This window comes from Pseudomonas sp. SJZ103 (genome assembly GCF_007828335.1).
Classification (GTDB): domain Bacteria; phylum Pseudomonadota; class Gammaproteobacteria; order Pseudomonadales; family Pseudomonadaceae; genus Aquipseudomonas.
The window spans coordinates 433,262-459,806 of sequence record NZ_VIUN01000002.1 but is presented as its reverse complement, the minus strand read 5'-3'; the positions used below and the strand labels follow the sequence as shown (position 1 = coordinate 459,806).

Genomic DNA, 26,545 nt, shown 5'->3' with positions numbered 1-26,545 from the left:
GTAACCAGATTTTTAGCAGTGCCCCGAATCGACTCGCGGCTCTATAATGCTCGGCAGTTTTTCGTCCTCTGTACAGGTATCCCCTATGAAACGTCCAAGTGGTCGCGCTGCCGATCAGCTCCGCTCGATCCGCATCACCCGCAACTACACCAAACACGCCGAGGGATCCGTACTGGTCGAGTTTGGCGATACCAAGGTTATCTGCACCGTCAGCGTTGAAAATGGCGTGCCGCGTTTCCTTAAAGGCCAGGGCCAGGGTTGGTTGACCGCCGAATACGGCATGCTGCCGCGCGCCACCGGCGAACGTAACCAGCGTGAAGCCAGCCGTGGCAAGCAAGGCGGCCGCACCCTGGAAATCCAGCGCCTGATCGGACGTTCTCTGCGCGCGGCCCTGGATATGACCAAGCTGGGCGACGTGACCCTCTACGTCGACTGCGACGTGATCCAGGCCGATGGCGGTACGCGTACTGCGTCCATTACCGGCGCCATGGTGGCGCTGGTTGACGCGCTTAAAGTCATCAAGAAGCGTGGCGGCCTGAAAGGCGGCGACCCGCTGAAGCAGATGATCGCCGCCGTATCGGTGGGCATGTACCAGGGCGAGCCGGTGCTGGACCTGGACTACCTGGAAGACTCGGCTGCCGAGACCGACCTGAACGTAGTGATGACCAGCACCGGTGGTTTCATCGAAGTGCAGGGCACCGCCGAAGGTGCGCCATTCCAGCCGGCCGAGCTGAACGCCATGCTGGCCCTCGCTCAGAAAGGCATGACTGAGATCTTCGAACTGCAGAACGCCGCACTGGCTGACTAAGCCGGCTTCAAGGAGAAGCGCCATGAGTGACAGTCAATTGCCGGTTCCGGCACCGACCAAGGAAGTTCGCCAGTGGGCGATGTTGTGTCACTTCGCGGCGTTCCTGGGGTTGGTATTCCCCTTCGGCAGCCTGTTGGGGCCGCTGATCGTATGGCAGATCAAGAAGGATATGGACCCGCTTATCGATGATCAGGGCAAGGAAGCCCTGAATTTCCAGATCACGGTGGCCATCGCCTGGCTGGTCTGCATGGTGCTGGGGTTCGTGGTGATCGGCTTTCTGCTGATGTTGATCCTCGTGGTGGCAGCGCTGGTGCTGACGATCATCGGTGGCATCAAGGCCAACAACGGCACTGCCTATCGCTACCCGTGGACCTGGCGCCTGGTCAAATAATGAACACCCACAAAAAAACCGACAGCGATGTCGGTTTTTTTGTGTCTGGATAAAAACCTTAGATGGTCAGTGTCCAGTCGTAGTCCACGATCAGCGGCGCGTGCTGCGAGAAGCGCGGCTGGCGCGGCAAACGTGCACTGCGTACGAACCGGCGCAGACCAGGTGTCAGCAACTGGTAGTCGAAGCGCCAGCCCAGGTTGAGCATCTCAGCCTGTTCATTGTCTGGCCACCAGCTGTACTGGTCGCCTTCGCGGCTGACTTCGCGCAGGGCATCCACATAGCCCATGTTGCCGACAATCTCGTCCATCCAGGCCCGTTCCGGCGCCAGGAAACCTGGGGATTGCTGGCTGTCGCGCCAGTTCTTGATATCCAGCTTCTGTTGCGCCACGTACAGCGAGCCACAATAAATGTACTCGCGACGTTTGCGTCGCTGTTTATCCAGGTAACGGGCGAAATCGTCCATTAGCTTGAACTTCTGGTTCAAGTCTTCATCGCCGTTCTGCCCCGAAGGAAGCAGCAAGGTCGCGATGCTGACCTTGTCGAAATCGGCTTGCAGGTAGCGCCCGTAGCGGTCGGCTGTCTCGAAGCCGAGGCCGCTGATGACCGCCTTGGGTTGCAACCGCGAGTACAAAGCCACGCCACCTTGGGTGGGCACTTCGGCATCGCAGGCATAAAGGAAGTAGCCATCCAGTTGGAAGGCTGGGTCGTCCAGTTCAAAGGCGGAGGCGCGGGTGTCCTGCAGGCAGATGACGTCGGCATTCTGAGCTTGCAGCCAACTGAGCAAACCACGCTCGACTGCAGCCTGAATACCATTAACGTTCACACTGATGATCCGCATAAATGGCCCCAAAAATCGCGTGCGTGTATGATACACGCCGTCTACCTAATTAGCTAAATCCGTGGTATCTGAGGCTTTTTTCATGCAGGCGTATCAACGCGATTTCATTCGTTTTGCCATCGATCGCGGGGTTTTGCGCTTCGGTGAGTTCACCCTCAAGTCCGGGCGCACCAGCCCGTACTTCTTCAATGCAGGCTTGTTCAACTCGGGTTCGGCCCTGGCTCAGTTGGGTCGTTTCTACGCGGCAGCCATTGTTGAAAGCGGTATTTCCTTCGACGTGCTGTTTGGCCCGGCCTACAAGGGTATCCCCCTGGCAGCTGCAACAGCCGTGGCCCTGGCGGAACATCATGGGCGCGATCTGCCATGGTGCTTCAACCGCAAGGAAGCCAAGGCTCATGGCGAAGGCGGTAGCCTGGTGGGCGCGCCGCTTACCGGCGATGTATTGATCATCGATGACGTGATCACGGCCGGTACGGCTATCCGTGAAGTGATGCAGATCATTGCGTCCCAGGACGGCGCCAAGGCCGCCGGTGTATTGATCGCACTGAACCGCCAGGAGCGAGGCAACGGTGAGTTGTCGGCGATCCAGGAAGTGGAGCGTGATTTCGGTATTCCAGTGGTAAGCATCGTGTCGTTGAACCAGGTGTTGCAGTTCCTGGAGGATGATCCGCAGCTCAAGCAGCACTTGCCGGCAGTTAAGGCGTATCGCGAGCAGTTCGGCGTTCAGTAACCGCTGAACCATAAAAAAGCCCCACCCCTTGTAGGAGCGAGCAAGCTCGCTCCTACAAGGGGTGGGGCTTTTTAGTGCTTTAAGGGCGCTTGCGATTACTGATCAGCGTGCCCACACCGGTATCGGTGAAAATTTCCAGCAGGATCGCATTCGGCACACGGCCATCCAGGATCAGCGAGCTGCCGACGCCGCCTTGCACTGCTTCCAGTGCGCAACGGATCTTCGGCAGCATGCCACCGTAGATGGTGCCGTCGGCGATCAGCTCGTCCACTTGTTGAGTGGTCAAGCCGGTCAGCACCTTGCCTTGCTTGTCCATCAGGCCAGCAATGTTGGTCAGCAGCATCAGCTTTTCAGCTTTCAGCGCTTCGGCCACTTTACCCGCCACCAGATCGGCGTTGATGTTGTAGGACTCGCCGTTGGCACCCACGCCGATCGGCGCGATCACTGGGATGAAGTCACCCTTGACCAGCAGGTTCAGCAGGTCAGTGTTGATGCCGATCACTTCGCCCACCTGGCCGATGTCGATGATTTCCGGTTGGGTCATTTCCGGCGTCTGACGGGTAACGGTCAGTTTTTTCGCACGGATCAGCTCGGCGTCCTTGCCGGTCAGGCCAATGGCGCTGCCGCCGTGACGGTTGATCAGGTTGACGATGTCTTTGTTCACCTGGCCGCCGAGGACCATCTCCACCACGTCCATGGTCTGCGCGTCAGTGACGCGCATGCCATCGATGAAGTGACTCTCGATCGACAAGCGCTTGAGCAGGTCGCCGATTTGCGGGCCGCCGCCGTGGACCACCACGGGGTTGATCCCCACGGCTTTCATCAACACGATGTCGCGGGCAAAGCCGGTTTTCAGCTCGTCGCTTTCCATGGCATTGCCGCCGTACTTGATCACCAGCGTCTTGCCGACGTAGCGTCGAATGTAAGGCAACGCTTCGGACAGGACCTTGGCGGTGTTGGCAGCGGCTTCGCGTTCGAGGGTCATTCAGGGCTCCGGTTAAAATCAGAACGGTAATTGGAGATCAGGGGCAACACGTTTCAACTGGGCGTGGAACACGTCCTTGATGCGCTGCAACTCAGCCTCGGTATCCGCCTCGAAACGCAGCACCAGCACCGGTGTGGTGTTGGACGCGCGAACCAGGCCCCAGCCTTTGGCGTAATCGACTCGCACACCATCAATGGAGGTCAGGTTGGCGCCTTCACCCCATTGCGCATCGTGCAGTGCGTCAATGATGCTGAATTTGCTCTCTTCGGTCACATGGATATTGATCTCTGGCGTAGAAATATCATTCGGGAAGGTCTGAAACAGCTCTTCCGCGGTGGATTTTTCCTTGCTGAGGATCTCCAGCAGACGGGCGGCGCTGTAAATACCGTCGTCAAATCCGAACCAGCGCTCCTTGAAGAACACGTGGCCGCTCATTTCGCCGGCCAACAGCGCGCCGGTTTCCTTCATTTTCTTTTTGATCAACGAGTGACCGGTCTTCCACATTAGCGGACGGCCGCCATATTCCTTGATCAGCGGGGTGAGGCGGCGGGTGCACTTCACGTCGAAAATGATCTCGGCACCCGGGTTGCGCGCCACCACATCGCGGGCAAACAGCATCAGCAGGCGGTCCGGGAATACGATTTCGCCGGTTTCGGTCACCACGCCCACACGGTCGCCGTCACCGTCGAAGGCCAGGCCGACGTCAGCGCCGGTTTCCTTGACCTTGGCGATCAGGTCCACCAGGTTTTCTGGCTTGCCCGGGTCCGGGTGGTGGTTGGGGAAGTTGCCGTCGACCTCGCAGAACAGCGGGATCACTTCGCAGTTCAGGGCTTCGAGCAGCTGCGGGGCGATCACGCCGGCCGCGCCGTTGCCGCAGTCCACCACCACTTTGAGGCGGCGTGCGAGTTTGACGTCGCGGGTGATTTCGTCAGAGTAGCGCTGCAGGATGTCAACTTTGGTGATGCTGCCTTTGCCGCTCGTCAGGTCGTTGGTCTTCAGGCGGGTGTGCAGGGCCTGGATCTGCTCGTTGGCCAGGGTGTCGCCGGCGATGACGATTTTGAAGCCGTTATAGTCCGACGGGTTATGGCTGCCGGTCAGCATCACCCCGGATTTGCCGGCCAGTACATTGGCGGCGTAGTACAGCGCGGGGGTGGGCACCAGGCCCACATCGCTGACATGGCAGCCGCTGTCGGCCAGGCCCTGGATCAGTTGTTCCACCAGTTCCGGACCGGACAGGCGACCGTCACGACCGACCGAAACGTTCGGCTCGTCCTGGGCCAGGCTCTGGGAACCAATGGCGCGGCCAATCCAGTAGGCGGTTTCGGCGGTCAGGGTCTTGGGTACTACGCCACGAATGTCATAGGCGCGAAAGATGCTGTCGGGGAATGTCGGGGCTACTCGGGCTGCGGTACTCATCGCGGGGGGAAACTCCATCTCAAGGGGGCAAGGCTGGCCTTAATGTGGCTGACCGGCAGGCTCAAACTGAAGGGTATGACGGTGTTTTCGGCAGAGAGTTCGTGGTGCAAAAGTGCCATCGGAGCTTGGCTCCTGTCTTTTTGTCTGCGTAATACTTTGATTTCAATGGGGAAATCTCGCTGATAAAGTCCGCGCATTCTTCATCCTGAAAAGCCTTGCGGGGGGCGTCGAGCCGGACAAAAGCGCCCGGCCAGGCTCAGCTTAGTCAGTGACTGCCGGAATGCCCAAAACCGCCTGCGCCGCGTTGGGTTTCGTCGAAATCCTGCACCAGTTCGAAGTGCGCCTGCACCACCGGCACCAGTACAAGCTGGGCAATGCGTTCGCCGACAACGATGTTGAACGCCGTCTGGCCACGGTTCCAGCACGACACCATCAACTCGCCTTGGTAGTCCGAATCGATCAGGCCCACCAGGTTGCCCAGCACGATGCCGTGTTTGTGGCCCAGGCCGGAGCGCGGCAGGATCAGCGCCGCCAGGCCTGGGTCGCCGACGTAGATCGACAGTCCGGTGGGGATCAGGAGGGTCTGGCCCGGTTCAAGGACGGTGTCTTGCTTGAGCATCGCACGCAGGTCCAGGCCGGCGGAGCCTGGGGTGGCGTAGGCCGGCAGCGGGAATTCGGTGCCGATGCGGGGGTCGAGGATCTTGGCTTGCAAAGCGTGCATGGAAATTAAACCTGGTTCAGCCGTTGGGCGATAAAAGAGATCAGTTGGCGGGCAATCTTGCCTTTGCTGGTCTGGGCGAAAAGAGTGGCGTGCAGCTCGCGGTCGATCACGCTGCAGGCGTTTTCCTCGCTGTTGAAGCCGATGCTCGGGTTGGCGACATCATTGGCAACGATCAGGTCGAGGTTTTTGTCTTTCAGTTTGCGTGCGGCGTAGTCCAGCAGGTGCTCGGTCTCGGCGGCAAAGCCGACACTGAACGGGCGGTCCGGACGCGTGGCGATGGTGGCCAGGATATCCGGGTTGCGCACCATTTGCAGGAGCAGGCCGTCACCGCTTGTGGGGTCTTTCTTGAGCTTTTGCGGGGCGACGACTTCCGGGCGGTAGTCTGCAACCGCTGCCGAAGCGATAAACAGGTCACAGGGGATGGCGGCCTCACAGGCGGCCAGCATGTCCCGAGCGCTGACTACGTCGATTCGCGTGACGCGATCGGGGGTCGGCAAGTGCACCGGACCGGTGATCAGGGTCACGCGTGCGCCTGCCTCGACCGCTGCTTCGGCCAAGGCAAAGCCCATTTTTCCTGAACTATGGTTGGTGATGTAGCGCACCGGGTCGATGTTTTCCTGGGTCGGGCCTGCCGTAATCAGCACGTGCCTGCCGGTCAGGGCCAGGTGCTGGAAGCACTCGGCGGCGCACAGTGCCAGGTCGGTGGCTTCGAGCATGCGGCCCATGCCGACGTCACCGCAGGCCTGGCTGCCGGAGGCCGGGCCGAACACCTTGAGGCCACGGCTTTGCAGGAGTTGGGTGTTGGCCTGGGTCGCAGGGTCACGCCACATGGCCTGGTTCATGGCCGGGGCGATGGCGACGGTGGCGTCGGTGGCCAGTACCAAGGTGGTCAGCAGGTCATCGGCAATGCCCTGCGCCAGGCGCGCGATCAGGTCGGCGGTGGCAGGAGCGATCAGCACCAGGTCGGCCCACTTGGCCAGTTCGATATGGCCCATGGCGGCTTCGGCTGCCGGGTCCAGCAGGTCCAGGTGAACCGGGTGTCCGGACAAGGCCTGCATGGTCAGCGGGGTGATGAACTCACTGCCGCCGCGGGTCATGACCACGCGCACTTCGGCGCCCTGGTCGAGAAGCCTGCGGACCAGCTCTGCGCTCTTGTAGGCGGCAATGCCGCCGCCGACGCCGAGAACGATGCGTTTCCGATACAGACGCTGCATTGGTTTGCCTTTCCAGTTCAGTGAAGCCAGTTCAGTGACGCCTGCGATGCCCCCTCCCCAGGTGAAATCGCACGCAAAAAAGAGGGCCTACGATAACACAGCGTCCGCCCCGCAACAGCGGCGCACATGCACAGGGAGGTGGGATGAGTATTCGTGATTGGCCGGCGGCAGAGCGGCCGCGAGAGAAGCTTTTGGAGTGGGGCGCGGCGAGTCTGTCCGATGCTGAATTGCTGGCGATCTTCCTACGCACCGGGGTAACCGGCAGGAGCGCGGTGGACCTGGCGCGCCATCTGCTGGCGCAATTTGGCGGTTTGCGCCCGCTGCTGGAAGCCAGCCAGGCGCTTTTCAGCCAGCAATTGGGCTTGGGGCCGGCGAAGTTCGCGCAGTTGCAGGCGGTGCTGGAAATGTCCAGGCGCCATCTGGCCGAACGCCTGCGCAGCGATTCGGTGCTGGAAAACCCGGTGGCGGTGCGCGACTACCTCAAGGCGTTGTTGCGTCATGAGCCTCACGAGATCTTCGGCTGTCTGTTTCTTGATTCAAAGCACCGTGTGCTGGGGTTCGAGGCGTTGTCCGAAGGGACCATCGACACAGCCGTGGTCTACCCCCGGCAAGTGGTCAAGCGCGCCCTGGCCTATAACGCAGCGGCGTTGATTTTGTGTCACAACCATCCTTCAGGGATCGCGGAGCCCAGCGCGGCTGATCGAAAATTGACCAAGCTGCTGCAAAAGGCCCTGGAAGTGGTGGATGTGCGGGTACTGGATCACATCATCGTGGGGGACGGTGATCCGTTGTCGATGGCGGAGTATGGCTGGATGTAAGCCCGCCCCCTGGGGGCGGGACTGGTTCTCAGGGCTTGACGCTGACCTTCGAGAAGTCCTGGCGCCCGAACGGGCTCACCTGATAGCCCTCGACGTTCTTGCGCGCCAGGGCGAACGCCGTCGGGTGCGCCAGCGGCAACCACAGCGCCTGCTGTTGGATCTGCGCCTGGGCCTGCTGATACAGCTTGCTGCGTACGCCTTGTTCGCTGGTGGTCTTGCCGGCGCTGATCAGCTTGTCCAGCGCCGGATCACAGTAGCGGGCGAAGTTGGTGCCGGATTTAACCGCCGCACAGGAAAACTGCGGGGTCAGGAAGTTATCCGGGTCGCCGTTGTCGCCGGCCCAGCCCATGAACAGCAGGTCGTGTTCACCCGCTTTCGCCCGGCGAATCAGCTCGCCCCATTCGATCACGCGGATCTCGGCCTGGATGCCAATCTTGGCCAGGTCCGCCTGCAGCAGTTGTGCGCCGAGGTTCGGGTTAGGGTTCAGCAGACTGCCGGTGGGGCGCGTCCAGAGGGTGGTCTTGAAGCCGTCCTTGAGGCCGGCGCGGTCCAGCAAGGCCTTGGCCTTGGCGAGGTCCTGTGGATAACCCGGCAAGTCCTTGGCGTAGCTCCAGGTATTGGGCGGGTAAGGGCCGTTGGCCGCTTCGGCGGTGCCTTCGAACACGGCCTTGAGGTAGCTGCCCTTGTCGAAGGCGAGGTTAATGGCCTGGCGCACCTCGGGCTTGTCCAGTGGAGGGTGCTGGCTGTTGATGGCCACGAATGCGGTCATGAATGCTGCGGTTTTTTCTACCTTGAGTGCGGGGTCCTTTTCAGCCTCGCTCACATCCAGGGGCTTGGGCGACAGGGCGATCTGGCATTCGTTGCGGTGCAGTTTCTGCAGGCGCACGTTCGCGTCCGGGGTAATGGCGAAGATCAAGTTATCCACAGCCGGTTTGCCGGCGAAGTAGTCCGGGTTGGCCTTGTAGCGCACCACGGCATCTTTCTGGAAACGGCTGAAGATGAACGGCCCGGTGCCGATCGGCTGGCTGTTGAGCTTCTCCGGCGTGCCGGCCTTGAGCAGTTTGTCGGCGTATTCCGCCGGGTAGATCGAGGCGAAGCCCATGCTCAGGGCCGCAAGGAAGGTGGAGTCGGCGTGATCGAGGGTAAAGCGCACGGTCAGCGGGTCGAGGGCATCGATCTTCTTGACCAGTATTGGCAATTGCAGGGACTGGGCGTGGGGGAAGCCGCTCTGAGCGATCTTGTGCCAAGGGTTGGCCGGGTCGAGCATGCGTTCAAAGCTGAAGCGCACGTCTTCGGCGGTCAGGGTGCGGCTTGGGGTGAAATACTCGGTGCGATGGAATTTCACGTCCGGGTGCAGTTTGAAGGTATAGGTCAGGCCATCCGGCGAGACGTCCCAACTGTCCGCCAGGCTTGGCACCAGTTTGCCGCTGGCCGCGTCGTAGTCCACCAGGCGGTTCATCAGCACGTCTGCCGAGGCGTTGGTGGTGGTCAGCGAGTTGTATTGCACCACATCGAACCCTTCGGGGCTGGCCTCGGTGCAGACGCTCAAGTTGCTGGCGGCAGAGGCCAGCGGCGCGATAAATAGAGGGGCTAGCAATAGCGGTAGGGCAGCGAGGCGCATGTTCGGTTTCCTTTGCAGATCGAAGGCCCATCTGCGAGTGCAGTCTGGAAAAGTCCTACCGTAGTGGTCTGATTGATAAATGACTAGCCCATTTTTGCCTGTGCTTTTGCCCTAAATGCTGTTTTGATGGCGCCTCAGCGCGTTTCGCCGTGCGCTTAACTGCGTGCGCGAGCGCTGTAAATCAATCTGTGCGACGAGCGGTCGGCTGTTACAGCGGCCCCTCCTGGCAACGGTTCGGACGTCTGTCGCCGAGATTTACGCCGGTAAAAATACACGGGCTGTTGTTGCACATGGGTCTTTCTGGTATAAAGCAGCGCTCTTTTCTAGGGGCCCGGTTCCTTCGCTTGTAGGTGTAGCCGGTAAGACCCTAAAGAAACGCGGCGCCTGGCGCCAAATGACTGAGAGATTAAGCGGCCAACCCATGCCGGGTTGGGCATGTGGTTTTAGAGGGCTGAGGCATGTCGAGAGTCTGTCAAGTTACCGGTAAGGGTCCGGTGACTGGGAATAACATTTCCCACGCAAATAACAAAACCCGTCGTCGTTTCCTGCCGAACCTGCAGCATCACCGCTTCTGGGTTGAAGAAGAGAAACGTTTTGTTCGCCTGCGTGTATCTGCCAAAGGCATGCGTATTATCGACAAGCGTGGCATCACTGTCGTGCTGGCCGAAATCCGCGCCGCTGGCAAGATCTAAGGAGCTCTATCATGCGTGAATTGATTCGAATGATCTCTAGCGCCGGTACTGGTCACTTCTACACTACCGACAAGAACAAGCGTACTACCCCGGACAAGCTCGAAAAGAAAATGTTCGACCCGCGCGTTCGCAAGCACGTGATCTACAAAGAAGGCAAAATCAAGTAATTGATTTTCCTCCTTGTGAAAAAGCCCGTATCTCACGATACGGGCTTTTTTTTGCGTCGGATTTACTGATCAGGCTTTCTGCTCGAACACCACGTAGATCTTACGGCACGGCTCCAGCACTTCCCAGGTGCCGCTGAAGCCGGCGGGGATTACAAAACGGTCGCCAGCACGCAAGGTCTTCGCATTGCCCTCGGTGTCGCGCAATACAGAGACGCCCTGCACGATCTCGCAATACTCATGCTCGGTATAGTTGACCTTCCATTGCCCAACTTCACCTTCCCAGACTCCGGCGTTCATCTGGCCGCACGGGCTGTTGTAATGGTTGTACACCGTTTGTTCGGGATCGCCCTTGAGGATTTTTTCGGCGGCAGGGCGGTAGCGGTCTGGGGCGGTGTTGGCTTGGCTGAAGTCGACGATGTCCTGGATGCTCATGTGCGTGTCCCGTCTGGCCTGGGGTTGGAGAGCCCAAAGTCTATGTTTATTAAAATGAACATCGCAAGGGCGTTTACCGGTGTTATGTCAAATATATTGAAACATCCCCGGCCGCTGGTTTAGGGTGGCAGCTGCCTTTGAGCCGAACAGCTGGCTGGCGGGCAAGCATTCTTTGAGGCTGCCGGGGGACATCGCCTGGCCCTTATATTCAATAAGAGGAGGACACTCGCATGACCACCCTGACCCGTGCCGACTGGGAACAACGTGCCAAGGATCTGAAAATCGAAGGCCGCGCCTACATCAATGGCGAATACACCGCTGCTGTTTCCGGTGACACCTTCGAATGCATCAGCCCGGTCGATGGTCGCCTGCTGGCCAGCGTGGCCAGTTGTGACGCCGCCGATGCCCAGCGCGCCGTAGAAAACGCCCGCGCCACCTTCAATTCCGGTGTGTGGTCGCGCCTGGCGCCGGCCAAACGCAAAGCCACCATGATCCGTTTCGCCGCGCTGCTCAAGGCCAATGCCGAAGAGCTGGCGCTGCTCGAAACCCTGGACATGGGCAAGCCGATCAGCGATTCCCTGAACATTGACGTACCCGGCGCGGCAAATGCCCTGAGCTGGAGCGGTGAGGCAATCGACAAGATCTACGACGAAGTCGCTGCCACCCCGCATGATCAGTTGGGTCTGGTGACCCGCGAGCCGGTCGGCGTTGTGGGGGCCATCGTGCCGTGGAACTTCCCGCTGATGATGGCCTGCTGGAAGCTCGGCCCGGCGCTGTCCACCGGTAACTCGGTGATCCTCAAACCGTCCGAAAAATCCCCACTCACCGCCATTCGCATCGCGGCCCTGGCTGTTGAGGCCGGTATTCCGAAAGGCGTGTTCAACGTGCTGCCGGGCTACGGCCACACCGTCGGCAATGCGCTGGCGCTGCACATGGACGTCGACACCCTGGTGTTCACCGGTTCGACCAAGATCGCCAAGCAACTGTTGATCCGCTCCGGCGAATCGAACATGAAGCGTGTATGGCTGGAAGCCGGCGGCAAGAGCCCGAACATCGTGTTCGCCGATGCTCCGAACCTGCAGGCTGCCGCCGAATCCGCTGCCAGCGCCATCGCCTTCAACCAGGGCGAAGTCTGCACTGCCGGTTCGCGCCTGCTGGTGGAGCGTTCGATCAAGGACACCTTCCTGCCGCTGGTGATCGAGGCCCTCAAGGGCTGGAAACCCGGCAACCCGCTGGATCCGGCGACCACCGTTGGTGCGCTGGTGGACACCCAGCAGATGAACACCGTGCTCTCGTATATCGAAGCGGGTCACGCCGACGGCGCCAAGTTGGTGGCGGGTGGCAAGCGCATCCTGGAAGAGACGGGCGGCACCTACGTCGAGCCGACGATTTTCGACGGTGTGACCAACGCCATGAGAATCGCCCAGGAAGAGATCTTCGGCCCGGTGCTGTCGGTGATCACCTTTGACGGTGCCGAAGAAGCGATCAAGATCGCCAACGACACCCAATACGGCCTCGCCGCTGCGGTGTGGACATCGGACATTTCCAAGGCGCACCTCACCGCCAAGGCCCTGCGCGCCGGTAGCGTGTGGGTCAACCAATACGATGGCGGCGACATGACCGCACCGTTTGGCGGCTTCAAGCAGTCGGGTAATGGTCGCGACAAGTCGCTGCATGCGTTCGACAAGTACACCGAGCTGAAGGCGACCTGGATCAAGCTGTAAGCAACACCGCAGGCAAATGTGGGAGGGGGCTTGCCCCCGATAGCAGTGTGTCAGGCACTAACAGTGCTCAATGATCCACCGCAATCGGGAGCAAGCCCCCTCCCACACTGTTTTGTGTGAACCCATGATTATCCACAGGAGCGTGGCAATGCGTTGGGCGACCTATTTCGCCGTCCTGGCCTCGGTGCTCAGTGTCGGCCTGGCCCTGGGTGTCAGCATGCCTCTGGTCTCCCTGCGCCTTGAGGGCTGGGGCTACGGCAGTTTCGCTATTGGCGTAATGGCCGCCATGCCGGCCTTTGGCGTATTGCTTGGCGCCAAGGTCTCCAGCCGCCTGGCCGCCTGGCTCGGCACCGCGAACCTCATGCGTCTGTGCCTTTGGGCCGGTGCGGTGTCCATCGGTTTGCTGGCCATTCTGCCCAGCTACCCGATATGGCTGGTGCTGCGCCTGATGATCGGGGTGATCCTGACCATCGTGTTTATCCTTGGTGAAAGCTGGATCAACCAGTTGGTGGTGGAGCAGTGGCGTGGCCGGCTGGTGGCACTGTATGGCTGCAGTTATGCCTTGAGCCAGCTCTCGGGTCCGTTGCTGCTGGGCGTGATCGGTACCGGCCATGACTATGGTTTCTGGGTCGGCGTTGGCCTGCTGGTGGTGGCTCCGCTGGCATTGCTGGGTCGCTCCGGTGCGCCCAGTGCCGAATCGTTCAGCGTGACCTTCGCGGATTTGTGGCGCTTCTGCCTGAGCCTGCCGGCGATTGCCTGGGCGGTGGCGCTGTTCGCCGCGTTTGAGGCGATGATCCTGACGCTGCTGCCGGTGTATTGCCTGCAACAGGGGTTCACTGCCGAAATTGCCTTGGCGATGGTCAGCACGGTGGTGGTCGGTGACGCCCTGCTGCAACTGCCCATCGGTGCGCTGGCGGATTATCTGCCACGACGCACGCTGTTTTTGAGTTGCGCACTGCTGTTGCTGGCATCGAGCCTGGCGATTCCATTGCTGATGCACACGCTGCTCATCTGGCCACTATGGGTGCTGTTCGGCGCCAGTGCTGGCGGGTTGTTCACGTTATCGCTGATTCTGATCGGCGAGCGTTATCGTGACGATGCGCTGGTGCGTGCCAATGCCCACATCGCGCAGTTATGGGGAATCGGCTGCCTGATCGGTCCGCTGGTGGCCGGCGCCGGCAGCCAATGGATCAGCGGGCACGCGCTGCCGTTGCTGATGGCGGTCGGGGCCTTGGGTTTGGTGGTGCTGTTGCTGCGCCAAGGTGCATTTGGTGCCGCTCAGCCGGCTTGATCCTCGCTGTTCCTAGAGCATGCGCTCCAGGCCGACCGAGGTGGCGAACCAGGCATTGAACCGCCGCCACCAACTGCCCGGCTCACGGGTCAGGGTATGCAGTTGGCCGTTGTCCTCGGTCACCCACACCACGTTGCCGTCCTGCAACTTCGCCTCGTAGCTCAAGGCCGGCGCCATGCCTTGCAGCGCCAGGTTGCGCACGTGTTCCGCCAGCTCCGGGCTGTCCACCAGCACGCCGACTTCGGTGTTCCACAGCACGGAGCGAGGGTCGAAATTGAAAGAGCCCACAAACGACTTCGTCCGATCAAAGATCATCGCCTTGCTGTGCAGGCTCGAGTCCGAGCCACGGAACGTGCCGCGACGAAACAGGTGCGGCCCGCTGCCTGCGCTCGGATCGCCCGGTTGGCGGCGCAATTCGTAGAGTTTCACGCCGTGCTCCAGCAACGCCTTGCGGTACGGTGCATAGCCGCCATGTACCGCCGGAACGTCGGTAGCCTCAAGGGAGTTGGTCAACAAGCTTACCGACACACCCGCATCGGCGCGGCCGGTGAGGTACACCAGCCCAGGTTGCCCTGGCACAAAGTACGCCGAGATCATGATCAGCTCATGGTTGACGCCTTCCAGCTCCGGGGCCAGTTGGGTGGTCAGCAGCAGGTGCGGGTCCGGGTCGGCCTTGGACAGGACCTTGCTCGGCGCGTCCCACAGTGCCTGGTTCCAGGCCCAGATCAGTTCGCGGCGCCAGGTGTCCATGCGTGGCTGGGTCTGGTAGGTGCGCAAGCGTGCATACAGCGCGTGCTTCTGCTGGCGCGACTCGGCCAGCGATGCTTCCAGGCCCAGGCGCGCGGCGGCCAGGTCACCTTTGGAGGGCATATTGGAGACAAAGTCATCAATGGGTTTGCTCAGGGCGCTGTTCCAGTACTGATCGAAACTGTGCCCGAGTTGTTCTGCCACCGGCCCGACGCTGAGCATGTCGATATCGGTGAAGTTCAGGTTGGGCTCGGCGTCGAAATACTCATCCCCCAGGTTGCGCCCGCCGACGATGGCCACGCTGTTGTCCGCCAGCCACAGCTTGTTGTGCATGCGCCGGTGTTGCAGCGACAGATTGAAAAGACGGCCCATTGACCGTGTCACACCGGTGCTGCGCCCCAGATGCAGAGGGTTGAACAGGCGAATCTCGATCTTGGGGTGGGCGGCGAGGGTGGCGATGATCTGGTCAAGGCCGTCGCTGGTGGTGTCGTCCAGCAGGATGCGCACGCGCACGCCTCGGTCGGCGGCCTTGAGCAGTTCATCCACCAGCATCCGTGTGCTGATGCCGTCGTGCACGATGTAGTACTGCAGGTCGAGGCTGGTCTGGGCGTTGCGGATCAACTCGGCGCGGGCCATAAAGGCTTCGCTGCTGTTGGGTAGCAGGCGAAAGCCCGAGCGTCCTTGATACGGCGCGGCCTGGGCCTGGATCGAGCGGCCGAACGACGACTGGGCGGCCGGCAGGGCATCGCTGGATATGCGCGGCGTACTCACCGTGGCGCAGCCGCTCAAGGCCAGGGCTCCCAACAGGAAAAACGGTAAAAGCCGTCGAATCATCAAGGGAGTCGCTTCCAGGTCAGGGCGGTAGTCGACATATGACGGCGATTTCTCGCGAAAGGTCAGTCCACCACTTCGGCCAGCATCTTGATCGCGGCAGCACCGACTTTGCGCACGGCCTCTTCAATCTGGGCGGTTGGCTTGGCAGCGTAGTTCATGCGCAGGCAGTTACGGTACTTGCCTGACGCGGAAAAGATGCTTCCCACCGCCACCTGTACGCCTTGTTCCACCAGCACGCGGTTGAGCTTGAGGGTGTCGAAACCTTCCGGCAGTTCTATCCACAGCATGAAGCTGCCTTGTGGGCGGCTGGCGCGTGTGCCGGCAGGAAAGTAGCGGTTGACCCAGTCGAGCATCAGGTCGCGATTACGCTGGTATTGTGTGCGCATCCGTCGCAAATGGGGTTCGAAATGGCCCCCTTTGAGGAACTCGGCAATGGCGATCTGCGGCTGCGTGGCGGTGGAGCCGGTGCTGATGTACTTCATGTGCAGTACCCGCTCCAGGTACCGGCCGGGCGCGACCCAGCCAATGCGCAGGCCCGGCGCCAGGGTCTTGGAGAATGAGCTGCACAACAGCACGCGACCGTCTTCGTCGAAGGATTTGATGGTGCGCGGGCGCGGGTAGCTGTAGGCCAGTTCGCCATACACATCGTCTTCGATGATCGCTACGTCAAAGCGCTGGGCCAGGGTCAGCAACGCGCGTTTGCGCGCTTCCGGCATGATGTAGCCCAGCGGGTTATTGCAGTTGGGGGTCAACTGGATGACCTTGATCGGCCACTGTTCCAGCGCCAGTTCCAAGGCTTCGAGGCTGATGCCGGTGATCGGGTCGGTGGGGATTTCCAAGGCTTTCATGCCCAGGCCCTTGAGGGTCTGCATGGCTCCGTGGAAGCTGGGCGAGTCCACCGCGACGATATCGCCAGGCTCGCAGATGGCGTGGATGCTGGCGGATAGCGCCTCGTGACAGCCGGTGGTAATCACGATGTCCTCGGCAGTCAGCTGGCAGCCGGAATCCAGTGACAGTCGGGCGATTTGCTCGCGCAGTTCCATACAGCCGAGAATATTGTCGTAATACAGCCCCGGCAGATCCTGGCGCCGGCTGACGCGAGCCAGGCTGCGCAGCAAGGGCTTGAGGGTGGGTGACAATACATCCGGCATGCCGCGACCCAGCTGTATGACGTCCTTGCGCGGAACGGCGCGAATCAGCTCCAGAACCAAGTCCCACTGTGAGATTTCCACCGGGCGCTGGGCCGGGCGGCCGACCTCGGGCAGCGCCGGCAACTCCCGGCCAACCGGTACAAAGTAGCCGGACTTGGGCTTGGGCATCGCCAGGCCATTGTCTTCCAGCAATCGATACGCCTGCTGCACGGTGCTCAAGCTGACCCCGTGCTCGACGCTCAAGGCGCGTACGGACGGCAGTCGATCACCGGGGCGATAGAACCCCTGTTCGATGCGCGTGCCCAGCAATTCGGCGAGGTTGACGTAAAGCGTCATGGCGGTCGCTCCCGGGGGACCAGTACAGATAAGGGGAAAATACAGGATTCAGCCGCGTACAGGCAGTGTCTGTATGGATTTAATAAAGGTGGGTTGAATCTGTAATGGTTTTGCCTGCTCGCCCATTCTAGTCACTCATGGCAACAAGCAAATGAGGGGCAGCAAAATGAACGGCATGAGCGATGTGCGGCTGATGTTACACAGTCAGGAATTGCAGGCTGGGCAAGAGCGGGCGACGTCGCCGCGCGAGATCAGCCGCTGGGGTCTGTTCTGGCACCGCCGCCATACGCGCAAGGCCTTGCTGCACTTGAGCCGCGAGCAATTGCGCGATGTCGGGTTGACCCCCGAGCAAGCCCGCCAGGAAGGCCTGAAGCCTTTCTGGCGTGATTGATCAGACCAGCTCTTTGAGGCGGTGCCAGAGCATTCCCAAGGCCAGCAGCGGCGAGCGCAGGTGCTTGCCGCCGGGGAAGGTGATGTGCGGCACCTGGGCGAACAGGTCGAAACGTCCCTGCTGCTGGCCACTGATGGCTTCGGCCAGCAGCTTGCCCGCCAGGTGCGTGGCGTTGAGGCCATGGCCTGCGTAGGCCTGGGCGTAATACACGTTGGGCTGGTCCGCCAAGCGGCCGATTTGCGGCAGGCGGTTGGCGCCGATGCCGATCATGCCGCCCCATTGGTAGTCGATGTTCACGTCGGCCAGCTGTGGGAACACCTGCAGCATCTTTGGCCGCATGTAGGCGCCGATGTCCTTGGGGTCGCGTCCGGAGTAGTGGCAGGCGCCGCCGAATAACAGACGGCGGTCGGCGGACAGCCGGAAGTAATCTACCGTGACGCGCTGGTCACACACCGCCATGTTCTGCGGTAGCAGGTTGGCGGCTTGTGCCTGGCTCAAGGGCTCGGTGGCGATGATGTAGCTGCCGGCGGGCAGCACCTTGCCGCTCAATTGCGGATTCAGTCCATTGAGATAGGCATTGCAAGCCAGTACCAGGGTCTTGGCGCGCACAGTGCCTTGGGTGGTGTGCACCTTGACCTCGGGGCCGTAGTCGATACGCGTGACTTCCGACTGTTCGAACAACTGCACACCCCATTGCTGCGCGGCGGCGGCTTCGCCGAGAGCCAGGTTCAACGGGTGCAGGTGGCCGGAACCCATGTCGATCATGCCACCCACATAGCGGTCGGAGCCGATGACGCTGCCCATGTCGCTCGCTTGTAACAGACGTACTTCGTGGCGATAGCCCAGGCTGCGCAGTTCTTCGGCGTCTTCGGCCAGGCCTTGCAGGTCGCGGGGCTTGTTGGCCAGGTCGCAGTAGCCCCAGGTCAGGTCGCAGGGGATCTGGTAGCGTTCGACGCGTTCACGCACGATTTCCACGGCCTCCAGACCCATGAGCTTCATCTGGCGCACGCCATCGGTGCCGATCACGTTGGTGAACTGCTCCAGGCCATGACCGACACCGCGAATCAACTGGCCGCCATTGCGCCCGCTGGCGCCCCAGGCGATCTTGCGCGCCTCCAGCAGCGCCACGCTGAAGCCGCGCTCCGCCAGCTCCAGGGCCGTGTTGAGCCCGGAGAAACCGCCGCCGATCACGCACACATCGGCGCTCACTTCGCCCGTCAACGCTGGGTAATCGGGTTGCGGTACGCTGCTGGCGGCGTAGTAGGAAGCGGTGTGCCGGGCGCTGGCAGTCATGGGGAGCATCCCTGTTTGGAAAATTTGACGCAGGATACAGCGGTCGGACGAAGCTGTCTGCGCAGGGCGTTTTGCTTCAGAATCCACCTCTATTCGCCGTTCGGTACGTGTTTCGATGAGTTGCAATAGTCAGAAAATCAGCGCGCTGCGCCGTCAGATTCCTTCGTTCGAGTGCGTCCCCGGCTGCCACGACTGCTGTGGGCCGGTCACCACTTCGCCGGAGGAAATGTCGCGCCTGCCACGCAAGACCGCCGCCGAGCAGGACGCGGCGATGGACGAGCTGAACTGCGTACACCTGGGCCCCAACGGCTGCACCGTATATGACGAACGGCCGCTGATCTGTCGGCTGTTCGGCACCACGAAGACCTTGCCATGCCCCAATGGGCGGGGGCCCGTAGAGTTGATTCACCCTCGGGTGGAGAAGCAGATCCATGAGTACATGGCGAGTACCCGACAGGTGCTGGTTTAATCAGGAATAGGCAGGTTAAGGCTCTCTTTCACCTCTTCCATCACGATGTAGCTCTTCGATTCCCGCACATGGGGCAACTTGAGCAGGATGTCGCCGAGTAATTTGCGGTACGAGGCCATCTCGGAAATGCGCGCTTTCACCAGGTAGTCGAAGTCCCCCGAGACCAGGTGGCACTCCAGCACATGGGGCAGTTTCAGCACGGCGCGGCGGAACTCTTCAAAGGTGTCACCGGATTTGTAATCGAGGCTGATCTCGACAAATACCAGCAAACTCCCCTTCAAATGCTGCGGATTGAGCCGCGCGTTGTAACCCATGATGATCCCCTCGCGCTCCAGCCGCCGCACCCGCTCGGTGCACGGCGTGGTGGACAGCCCGACCTTTTCCCCCAGTTCCGTGAACGAAATTCGCCCGTCGGCTTGCAGGATGCGCAGGATGTTGCGGTCGATCTTGTCCAGCTCCCGCTTGGTCTGGGTGTTGGTACGCATAGGGGATACGCCTCTGTGAAAAGGGTTTTTGCCGAGAATTGTCGCCAAATATAGGCATTTATATAGTGAAATGCACTGGCGATTGCTTTTTATACTGCGCCCATCATTGCTCGAATAACACACGTCAGCGGCCAAGCCCGCGATGAGGATATAAAAATGCGCGTTCTGGTCTTGGGTAGCGGCGTCATTGGTGTGACCAGTGCCTACTATTTGGCGCGGGCCGGCTTTGAAGTCGTCGTAGTCGACCGTCAGCCCGCCGCTGCCATGGAAACCAGTTTCGCCAACGCCGGCCAGGTGTCCCCAGGCTACGCTTCGCCATGGGCCGCGCCGGGCGTGCCGCTCAAGGCCATCAAGTGGTTGTTGCAACGCCACGCGCCGCTGGCGATCAAGGCCACCGCCGATATCGACCAATACCTGTGGATGGCGCAGATGCTGCGCAACTGTACCGCCAGCCGTTATGCGGTGAACAAAGAGCGCATGGTCCGCCTGTCCGAGTACAGTCGTGACTGCCTCGACGAACTGCGTGCGGAAACCGGTATTGGGTACGAAGGCCGCAGCCTGGGGACTACGCAGCTGTTCCGCACCCAGGCCCAGCTTGATGGCGCCGCTAAAGACATTGCCGTTTTGAAAGAGTCCGGCGTGCCGTTCGAACTGCTCGATCGCGCCGGTATCGCCCGCGTTGAGCCTGCCCTGGCCAGCGTCACCGATATCCTTGCCGGTGCTTTACGTCTGCCGAATGACCAGACCGGCGATTGCCAGATGTTCACCACCCGCCTGGCAGAAATGTGCAAGCAACTGGGCGTGGAATTCCGCTTCGAACAGGATATCCAGCGCCTCGACTACGCGGGCGAGCGCGTCAACGGTGTGTGGATCGACGGCAAGCTGGAAACCGCCGACCGCTACGTACTGGCCCTTGGCAGTTATTCGCCGAAGCTGCTCAAGCCGCTGGGGATCAAGGCGCCGGTGTACCCGCTCAAGGGTTACTCGCTGACGGTGCCTATCACCAATCCGGCAATGGCCCCGACCTCGACCATTCTGGATGAGACCTACAAAGTCGCGATCACCCGTTTCGACAACCGCATCCGCGTCGGCGGCATGGCCGAAATAGCCGGTTTTGACCTGTCGCTTAACCCGCGGCGACGTGAAACCCTGGAGATGATCGTCAACGACCTTTATCCTCAGGGCGGCGATCTGACCGAAGCCACTTTCTGGACCGGCCTGCGCCCGACCACACCCGACGGCACGCCGATTGTCGGTGCCACGCCGTTCAAGAATCTGTTCCTGAATACTGGTCACGGCACCCTCGGCTGGACCATGGCGTGTGGCTCTGGTCGCTTGCTGGCCGACCTGATGGCGAAGAAAACGCCGCAGATCAGCGCCGAAGGCCTCGATATTTCCCGTTATGGCAACCACCAGGAGTCCGCAAAGCATGTCAATCCAGCGCCAGCTCACCAATGAGCGCATGAGCCAGATCGTTGTTCACAGCGGTACCGTGTATCTGGCCGGGCAAGTCGGTGACGACATGAACGCCGGGATCGAACAGCAGACCCGTGAAACCCTGGCCAATATCGAGCGTTTGCTGGACCTGGCCGGCACCGACAAAACCAAGCTGCTGTCGGTGACGATCTACCTGAAGGACATCGACGCCGACTTCGCGGGTATGAATGCGGTGTGGGACAAGTGGCTGCCCAAAGGTGTCGCCCCGGCCCGCGCCACGGTTGAGGCCAAGCTGTGCGAACCGGAAATTCTGGTAGAGCTGTCCGTCGTGGCCGCGCTGCCTTAAACAACGATCCCTCTTCCGGTGCTGAGGTTGTTGATCGGTGCCGGTTTTTTCTTCACTTTGCCGCCTAGAAGCCTGCCGCCATGCGTCCTGCCCGTGCCCTGATCGACCTCCAAGCCCTGCGCCACAACTACCAATTGGCCCGTGAAGTCACGGGCGCCAAGGCCCTCGCGGTGGTCAAGGCCGACGCCTACGGCCATGGTGCCGTGCGCGTCGCCCAGGCGCTGGAAGCCGAGGCCGATGGGTTTGCCGTGGCGTGTATCGAGGAGGCGTTGGAGCTGCGCGCCGCCGGTATTCGCGCGCCAGTGCTGCTGCTGGAAGGTTTTTTCGAAGCCGACGAGTTGCCGCTGATCGTCGAGCATGATTTCTGGTGCGTGGTGCATTCGCTGTGGCAACTGGAGGCCATCGAAAAGGCCAGCCTGCTCAAGCCGCTGACCATCTGGCTCAAGCTGGATTCGGGAATGCACCGCGTTGGCCTGCACCCCAAGGATTACCACGAGGCTTACCAGCGCCTGCTGGCCAGCGGCAAAGTCGCAAAGATTGTGTTGATGAGCCATTTTGCCCGCGCCGATGAGCTCGATTGCGTCAGCAGCGACGAGCAAGTGGCGGTGTTTGATGCGGCGCGCCAAGGGCTGGTGGCTGAGGTCAGCCTGCGCAACTCGCCGTCGGTGCTGGGCTGGCCGAGCGTATCCAGCGACTGGGTGCGTCCGGGCATCATGCTTTATGGCGCCACACCGTTTGGTGAGGACCAGGCCTTGGCCGCGCGTTTGCAGCCGGTGATGACCCTGGAATCGAAAGTGATCTGCGTGCGTGAACTGCCAGCCGGCGAGCCGGTGGGTTACGGCGCCCGGTTCATCACGCCCAAACCGATGCGTATCGGTGTGGTTGCCATGGGGTATGCCGACGGCTACCCGCGCCATGCGCCCACCGGCACGCCGGTGCTGGTGGCGGGGCAGCGCAGCCAATTGCTGGGTCGCGTGTCCATGGACATGCTGTGCATCGATCTGACGGACGTCCCTGAGGCGGGTCTTGGTTCCACCGTGGAGCTGTGGGGCAAAACCATCCTCGCCAGTGACGTCGCCGTCGCTGCCGAGACCATCCCGTACCAGATCTTCTGCAACCTGCGTCGTGTGCCAAGGCTCTATTCCGGCGCTTGACCGTCAGGTACGAACACCGCTCCCTGGGATTTAGGCCCAAGTGTTGTAAATACTGAACGCTGTCGCCATGATAACGCTCAATTACAACAAAGCCAGAATCCTAGGAGGCTCCCGCATTGGACGTCGGCGAACGACTGCAATCCATCCGTAAGCTGAAGGGTCTTTCCCAGCGTGAGCTCGCCAAGCGCGCGGGCGTCACCAACAGCACCATTTCGATGATCGAAAAAAACAGTGTCAGCCCCTCGATCAGTTCCTTGCGCAAGGTGCTGGGCGGCATCCCCATGTCCATGGTCGAGTTCTTTTCCGAGGAGATCCTCCAGGAAATACCGACGCAGATCGTCTATAAAGCCAATGAGCTGATCGACATCTCTGATGGCGCCGTCACCATGAAACTGGTGGGTCGTGCTCACCCGAGCCGGGCGATCGCGTTTCTCAACGAAATCTACCCGCCGGGCGCCGATACGGGCGAAGAAATGCTCACCCACGAGGGCGAAGAAACCGGGATTCTGGTGGAAGGCCGTTTGGAGTTGGTGGTCGGTCTTGAAACTTTTGTGCTCGAAGCCGGCGATAGCTACTACTTTGAAAGCACCAAGCCCCATCGTTTCCGTAATCCGTTCGATGTGCCGGCGCGACTAATCAGCGCAGCCACACCCGCGAACTTTTAACAAAAGAGGCGTCCTGCCAGCGTTGCAGAGACACCCGAGCAGCATTCCGCGAGACTGAATCTCCCTTTGTTTAATAGGGTTGTTTCGGCCGGACGGGCTAACCGTTATACTTTCGCCGCCTGCGAAACCGTGGCCGCAGGCGTGAATAGCCACCATTGAGGGTGAACGCGTGAATCTAATTATGAAAATGCTGGCTGCACCAGCAACCGTACTGGCCCTATGGGCTGTCAGCGCTCAAGCTGCGACTAATGACGACATTGCCAAGCGCCTGGAGCCTGTGGGCCAGGTGTGCGTCCAGGGGCAGGAATGCAAGGGGATGGAAGTCGCTGTGGCAGCGGGCGGCGGCGGCGGAGCGAAAACGCCAGATGAAGTGATCGCCAAACACTGCAACGCGTGCCACGGCACCGGCCTGTTGAACGCGCCGAAAATTGGCGACACCGCGGCCTGGAAAGAGCGCGCCGACCACCAGGGCGGCCTCGATGGCATCCTGGCCAAGGCAATCACCGGTCTCAACGCCATGCCGCCAAAAGGCACCTGTGCTGATTGCTCGGATGATGAGCTTAAAGGTGCAATCAAGAAGATGTCCGGCCTGTAACCGTCGATCTTCGCCAAAAACGCCGCTTACGAGCGGCTTTTTTGTGCCCGTAATTTGTGTTTCGAGGCTGTTCTTTGCAGCAAAGACCCGCCACTCTCTGTCCAACCCCTAATCATGGAATGTTCAGGAGGGTCGGATGGTGCAGTTGTGTTCAATCGAGCAAGCAGTTGACGACGTACTCGCGCGGCTACCGGCGCATATCCACATGGGCATGCCCCTGGGGCTGGGCAAGCCCAACCTGTTCGCCAATGCGTTGTACCGGCGTATCGCCAAGCTGCCGGAGCGGGCGCTGACGATTTACACCGCGTTGAGCCTGGGCCGCCCGACCTTGGGCGATGGCTTGCAGAAGCGCTTTCTCGAACCCTTTATCGAGCGGGTGTTTGGTGATTACCCAGAGTTGGAGTTTCTGGCCGCGCTGCACTCAGACAGCCTCCCGAAGAATATCCATGTGCAGCAGTTCTTCATGCAGCCCGGCAGTTTGCTGCACAGCACGTCGGCCCAGCAGGATTACGTCAGCAGCAACTACAGCCACGCCGCCCGCGACATCAACGCCGCTGGCCTGAACCTGGTGGCACAACTGGTTGCGAGCAGCGCGGAACACCCGGACCGTCTGAGCCTGAGCTGCAACCCCGACATCACCCTCGACCTGCTGCCCATGATCGCCAAGCGCCGTGAAGCGGGCGAAACCGTTTTGATCGTTGGCCAGGTCCACACCGAGTTGCCGTACATGCCGGGCGACTCCGAGTTGGGCATGGACGCGTTCGACTACCTGATCGATGCAAAGGACAGCAGCACGTTGTTCTCCACGCCGAACATGCCGGTGGGGTTCCAGGACCATTTCATCGGCTTGCACGCCAGCACCCTGGTGCGCGATGGAGGCACCTTGCAGATCGGTATTGGCTCCATGGGCGACGCACTGACCGCCGCTTTGCTGGCGCGCCAGGCCGATAACGAAGCTTATCGCCTGCTACTGACTGACCTGGATGTGTACCAATGGGCCCCGCTGATCAGTCGTGAAGGTGGTGTCGATCCCTTCGCTCGTGGGCTCTACGGTTGCAGCGAAATGTTCGTCAACGGCCTGCTGGTGCTGGCGGATGCGGGGATTATCCGGCGCAAGGTCTACCCGGATGTGGCCACTCAGGAACAAGCCAACGCCGGTTTGCTGGACGATGCGGCGCAGCCCGACGGCGTTTCGATCCACGGCGGTTTCTTCCTGGGGCCGCGCAGTTTTTACCAGCGCTTGCAGGAGATGACCCACACCAAGCGCCTGGAATTCAACATGACCCGCATCAGCTACATCAACGAGCTGTACGGCCAGGAAGCGCTCAAGCGCCTGCAGCGCCAGGATGCACGGTTTATCAACAGCGCGATCACGGTGACGTTGCTGGGCGCAGGCGTGGCCGACCAGTTGGAGGACGGTCGCGTGCTCAGCGGCGTAGGTGGGCAATACAACTTTGTGGCTCAGGGGCATGCGCTGGAGGGCGCGCGCTCAATCCTGATCCTGCGCAGTTGGCGTGAGTCGGCGGGGGAGGTCAGTTCCAACATCGTCTGGGAGTATGGGCATTGCACCATTCCCCGCCACCTGCGGGACATCGTCATCACCGAGTACGGCATTGCCGACCTGCGTGGGCAGACGGATGTCAAGGTGATCGAGGCGTTGCTCAACATCACCGATTCACGCTTCCAGGCCGACTTGATCGAACAAGCGCAAAAGGCTGGCAAGTTGCCCAAGGATTTCCAGCTCGATCCTCGCTTCAGCGACAACACCCCGGAGCGGCTCCAGGGTATCCAAGCGCGGCATCGGCGGCTGTTCCCGGAGTATCCGCTGGGCAGCGATTTCACGGACGAAGAGCGGGATCTGTTGCGCGCCTTGAACTGGCTCAAGAGCAAATTCAAGCTGACGGAGATTCTGGAGTTGGGCAAGGCGGCACTGGATGCACCGGAGCCGGAGGCGTTTCCAGCGCATTTGAGGCGGATGCGGTTGGATAAACCGGAGGGGCTGAAAGAGGATCTCTATCAGCGCCTATTGCTCGCTGGCTTACAAGCAACCGCACACTAAAAACCAACACAAAGCCAAATGTGGGAGGGGGCTTGCCCCCGATAGCGGCGTATCAGTCCCAAATGTGTTGGCCGAACCACTGTTGTCGGGGGCAAGCCCCCTCCCACATTTTGATCCGTGTTCACCTCGTAGCAAATTACTCGATGAAGGTGACGACGCCACCGGCCAGCGACTTCACCCGCGCCAGCGACTCAACCCGATAACCCTGCGCATCCAACTCCGCACGGCCACCCTGGAACGACTTCTCGATCACAATCCCCAAACCGGCAACGGTCGCACCGGCCTGCTTGATGATCGAAATCAGCGCCTGGGATGCCTTGCCGTTGGCCAGGAAGTCATCGATCACCAGTACGCGGTCGCTGCTGGTCAGGTGACGCGGCGAGATCGCCACGGTGCTTTCGACTTTCTTGGTGAAGGAATACACCGTCGCCGACAGCAGGTTTTCGGTCAGGGTCAGGGACTGCTGCTTGCGTGCGAAAATCACCGGTACGCCAAGGTTAAGACCGGTCATGATTGCCGGCGCGATGCCCGACGCTTCGATGGTGACGATCTTGGTGATGCCCGCGTCCTTGAACCGCGCGGCGAATTCGTCGCCGATCAGTTTCATCAGCGCCGGGTCGATCTGGTGATTCAGAAAGGCGTCGACCTTGAGTACCTGATCGGAAAGCACGATGCCTTCTTCGCGAATTTTCTTGTGCAGTGCTTCCACGGAAAGCTTCCTCTAATGGCGGGTTG

General features: G+C 60.8%; 27 protein-coding genes and 1 pseudogene. 16 read left to right on the top strand and 12 right to left on the bottom strand.

Going from position 1 to position 26,545, the window contains the following annotated elements:
* Nucleotides 1–85 precede the first annotated feature (85 nt).
* The gene (rph, locus tag FBY10_RS07425) at nucleotides 86–808 is read left to right on the top strand and encodes a ribonuclease PH (protein ID WP_124411079.1); all 723 of its coding nucleotides are present in this window, start codon (nucleotides 86–88) and stop codon (nucleotides 806–808) included.
* A gap of 22 nt (nucleotides 809–830) precedes the next feature.
* Entirely contained in the window at nucleotides 831–1,199 is a 369-nt protein-coding gene (locus FBY10_RS07420) for a DUF4870 domain-containing protein (protein WP_131697647.1), read from the top strand.
* A 58-nt stretch (nucleotides 1,200–1,257) separates the two neighbouring features.
* Here FBY10_RS07420 and FBY10_RS07415 read toward each other — a convergent pair whose 3' ends face one another.
* Nucleotides 1,258–2,037: an exodeoxyribonuclease III gene (locus FBY10_RS07415; RefSeq protein WP_003195493.1), complete on the bottom strand. Its 780-nt coding sequence runs from the start codon at nucleotides 2,035–2,037 to the stop codon at nucleotides 1,258–1,260.
* An 82-nt stretch (nucleotides 2,038–2,119) separates the two neighbouring features.
* Here FBY10_RS07415 and pyrE point away from each other — a divergent pair, with 82 nt between their 5' ends.
* A complete protein-coding gene (gene pyrE / locus FBY10_RS07410; RefSeq protein WP_027608288.1) occupies nucleotides 2,120–2,767 on the top strand; it encodes an orotate phosphoribosyltransferase in 648 nt (215 codons plus the stop codon).
* A gap of 79 nt (nucleotides 2,768–2,846) precedes the next feature.
* Here pyrE and argB read toward each other — a convergent pair whose 3' ends face one another.
* From argB to coaBC, 4 genes and pseudogenes are all read right to left on the bottom strand, one after another.
* Entirely contained in the window at nucleotides 2,847–3,752 is a 906-nt protein-coding gene (gene argB / locus FBY10_RS07405) for an acetylglutamate kinase (RefSeq protein WP_017846055.1), read from the bottom strand.
* An 18-nt stretch (nucleotides 3,753–3,770) separates the two neighbouring features.
* Nucleotides 3,771–5,192, bottom strand: a pseudogene (locus FBY10_RS07400) (phosphomannomutase/phosphoglucomutase); the annotation flags it as partial.
* 241 nt (nucleotides 5,193–5,433) lie between these two features.
* Nucleotides 5,434–5,889: a dUTP diphosphatase gene (gene dut / locus FBY10_RS07390; RefSeq protein ID WP_053127661.1), complete on the bottom strand. Its 456-nt coding sequence runs from the start codon at nucleotides 5,887–5,889 to the stop codon at nucleotides 5,434–5,436.
* 5 nt (nucleotides 5,890–5,894) lie between these two features.
* The gene (gene coaBC / locus FBY10_RS07385; RefSeq protein WP_027608291.1) at nucleotides 5,895–7,103 is read right to left on the bottom strand and encodes a bifunctional phosphopantothenoylcysteine decarboxylase/phosphopantothenate--cysteine ligase CoaBC; all 1,209 of its coding nucleotides are present in this window, start codon (nucleotides 7,101–7,103) and stop codon (nucleotides 5,895–5,897) included.
* 143 nt (nucleotides 7,104–7,246) lie between these two features.
* Here coaBC and radC point away from each other — a divergent pair, with 143 nt between their 5' ends.
* The gene (radC, locus tag FBY10_RS07380) at nucleotides 7,247–7,921 is read left to right on the top strand and encodes a DNA repair protein RadC (protein WP_131697643.1); all 675 of its coding nucleotides are present in this window, start codon (nucleotides 7,247–7,249) and stop codon (nucleotides 7,919–7,921) included.
* A gap of 28 nt (nucleotides 7,922–7,949) precedes the next feature.
* Here the strand turns inward: radC and FBY10_RS07375 are convergent, their stop codons facing one another.
* Nucleotides 7,950–9,542 carry an ABC transporter substrate-binding protein gene (locus tag FBY10_RS07375; RefSeq protein ID WP_145337417.1) on the bottom strand — a complete coding sequence of 531 codons (1,593 nt, stop codon included), beginning with the start codon at nucleotides 9,540–9,542 and terminating at the stop codon, nucleotides 7,950–7,952.
* Nucleotides 9,543–10,000: 458 nt separating this feature from the next.
* Between FBY10_RS07375 and rpmB the strand changes: the two genes are divergently transcribed.
* A complete protein-coding gene (gene rpmB, locus FBY10_RS07370) occupies nucleotides 10,001–10,234 on the top strand; it encodes a 50S ribosomal protein L28 (protein ID WP_003176907.1) in 234 nt (77 codons plus the stop codon).
* A gap of 11 nt (nucleotides 10,235–10,245) precedes the next feature.
* Nucleotides 10,246–10,401, top strand: a complete 156-nt coding sequence (gene rpmG / locus FBY10_RS07365) for a 50S ribosomal protein L33 (protein ID WP_003176906.1) — start codon at nucleotides 10,246–10,248, stop codon at nucleotides 10,399–10,401.
* Nucleotides 10,402–10,470: 69 nt separating this feature from the next.
* On the opposite strand, the gene FBY10_RS07360 is transcribed toward rpmG, so the two are convergent.
* Nucleotides 10,471–10,833: a cupin domain-containing protein gene (locus FBY10_RS07360; protein WP_131697641.1), complete on the bottom strand. Its 363-nt coding sequence runs from the start codon at nucleotides 10,831–10,833 to the stop codon at nucleotides 10,471–10,473.
* 230 nt (nucleotides 10,834–11,063) lie between these two features.
* Here FBY10_RS07360 and FBY10_RS07355 point away from each other — a divergent pair, with 230 nt between their 5' ends.
* Both FBY10_RS07355 and FBY10_RS07350 read left to right on the top strand, forming a co-directional pair.
* The gene (locus FBY10_RS07355) at nucleotides 11,064–12,557 is read left to right on the top strand and encodes an aldehyde dehydrogenase (RefSeq protein WP_131697640.1); all 1,494 of its coding nucleotides are present in this window, start codon (nucleotides 11,064–11,066) and stop codon (nucleotides 12,555–12,557) included.
* Between the two features lie 148 nt (nucleotides 12,558–12,705).
* Nucleotides 12,706–13,848, top strand: a complete 1,143-nt coding sequence (locus tag FBY10_RS07350) for an MFS transporter (RefSeq protein WP_145337418.1) — start codon at nucleotides 12,706–12,708, stop codon at nucleotides 13,846–13,848.
* Nucleotides 13,849–13,860: 12 nt separating this feature from the next.
* Here the strand turns inward: FBY10_RS07350 and FBY10_RS07345 are convergent, their stop codons facing one another.
* Both FBY10_RS07345 and FBY10_RS07340 read right to left on the bottom strand, forming a co-directional pair.
* Nucleotides 13,861–15,429 carry a phospholipase D family protein gene (locus FBY10_RS07345; protein ID WP_131697638.1) on the bottom strand — a complete coding sequence of 523 codons (1,569 nt, stop codon included), beginning with the start codon at nucleotides 15,427–15,429 and terminating at the stop codon, nucleotides 13,861–13,863.
* A 62-nt stretch (nucleotides 15,430–15,491) separates the two neighbouring features.
* Nucleotides 15,492–16,916 (bottom strand): PLP-dependent aminotransferase family protein, encoded by a 1,425-nt coding sequence (locus tag FBY10_RS07340; RefSeq protein WP_145337419.1) that lies wholly within the window; start codon nucleotides 16,914–16,916, stop codon nucleotides 15,492–15,494.
* Between the two features lie 166 nt (nucleotides 16,917–17,082).
* Between FBY10_RS07340 and FBY10_RS07335 the strand changes: the two genes are divergently transcribed.
* The gene (locus FBY10_RS07335) at nucleotides 17,083–17,307 is read left to right on the top strand and encodes a DUF1127 domain-containing protein (RefSeq protein ID WP_131697743.1); all 225 of its coding nucleotides are present in this window, start codon (nucleotides 17,083–17,085) and stop codon (nucleotides 17,305–17,307) included.
* Here the strand turns inward: FBY10_RS07335 and FBY10_RS07330 are convergent, their stop codons facing one another.
* A complete protein-coding gene (locus FBY10_RS07330) occupies nucleotides 17,308–18,600 on the bottom strand; it encodes an FAD-binding oxidoreductase (RefSeq protein ID WP_145337420.1) in 1,293 nt (430 codons plus the stop codon). It abuts the gene before it with no gap.
* A gap of 115 nt (nucleotides 18,601–18,715) precedes the next feature.
* Between FBY10_RS07330 and FBY10_RS07325 the strand changes: the two genes are divergently transcribed.
* Complete coding sequence (locus FBY10_RS07325; RefSeq protein WP_003176897.1) at nucleotides 18,716–19,069, top strand: YkgJ family cysteine cluster protein; 354 nt, start codon at nucleotides 18,716–18,718, stop codon at nucleotides 19,067–19,069.
* Here FBY10_RS07325 and FBY10_RS07320 read toward each other — a convergent pair.
* A complete protein-coding gene (locus FBY10_RS07320) occupies nucleotides 19,066–19,554 on the bottom strand; it encodes an Lrp/AsnC ligand binding domain-containing protein (protein WP_003206849.1) in 489 nt (162 codons plus the stop codon). The genes FBY10_RS07325 and FBY10_RS07320 overlap by 4 nt on opposite strands.
* A gap of 156 nt (nucleotides 19,555–19,710) precedes the next feature.
* On the opposite strand from FBY10_RS07320, the gene dadA reads away from it, so the two are divergent.
* The 6 genes from dadA to FBY10_RS07290 all read left to right on the top strand — a co-directional run bounded on the left by dadA (nucleotide 19,711) and on the right by FBY10_RS07290 (nucleotide 25,810).
* Nucleotides 19,711–21,012, top strand: coding sequence for a D-amino acid dehydrogenase (dadA, locus tag FBY10_RS07315; RefSeq protein ID WP_131697635.1), 1,302 nt, complete (start codon nucleotides 19,711–19,713; stop codon nucleotides 21,010–21,012).
* The gene (locus FBY10_RS07310) at nucleotides 20,984–21,337 is read left to right on the top strand and encodes a RidA family protein (RefSeq protein ID WP_017135862.1); all 354 of its coding nucleotides are present in this window, start codon (nucleotides 20,984–20,986) and stop codon (nucleotides 21,335–21,337) included. Before dadA ends, FBY10_RS07310 begins: the two co-directional genes overlap by 29 nt.
* An 80-nt stretch (nucleotides 21,338–21,417) precedes the next feature.
* On the top strand, nucleotides 21,418–22,491 hold the full coding sequence (gene alr / locus FBY10_RS07305) for an alanine racemase (protein WP_145337421.1): 1,074 nt from the start codon (nucleotides 21,418–21,420) through the stop codon (nucleotides 22,489–22,491).
* Between the two features lie 116 nt (nucleotides 22,492–22,607).
* Nucleotides 22,608–23,156 (top strand): cupin domain-containing protein, encoded by a 549-nt coding sequence (locus FBY10_RS07300; RefSeq protein ID WP_003176893.1) that lies wholly within the window; start codon nucleotides 22,608–22,610, stop codon nucleotides 23,154–23,156.
* Between the two features lie 181 nt (nucleotides 23,157–23,337).
* Complete coding sequence (locus tag FBY10_RS07295; RefSeq protein ID WP_145337452.1) at nucleotides 23,338–23,751, top strand: cytochrome c5 family protein; 414 nt, start codon at nucleotides 23,338–23,340, stop codon at nucleotides 23,749–23,751.
* A 136-nt stretch (nucleotides 23,752–23,887) separates the two neighbouring features.
* Complete coding sequence (locus FBY10_RS07290; protein ID WP_145337422.1) at nucleotides 23,888–25,810, top strand: acetyl-CoA hydrolase/transferase C-terminal domain-containing protein; 1,923 nt, start codon at nucleotides 23,888–23,890, stop codon at nucleotides 25,808–25,810.
* A gap of 136 nt (nucleotides 25,811–25,946) precedes the next feature.
* On the opposite strand, the gene FBY10_RS07285 is transcribed toward FBY10_RS07290, so the two are convergent.
* A complete protein-coding gene (locus FBY10_RS07285) occupies nucleotides 25,947–26,519 on the bottom strand; it encodes a xanthine phosphoribosyltransferase (RefSeq protein ID WP_145337423.1) in 573 nt (190 codons plus the stop codon).
* Nucleotides 26,520–26,545 lie beyond the last annotated feature (26 nt).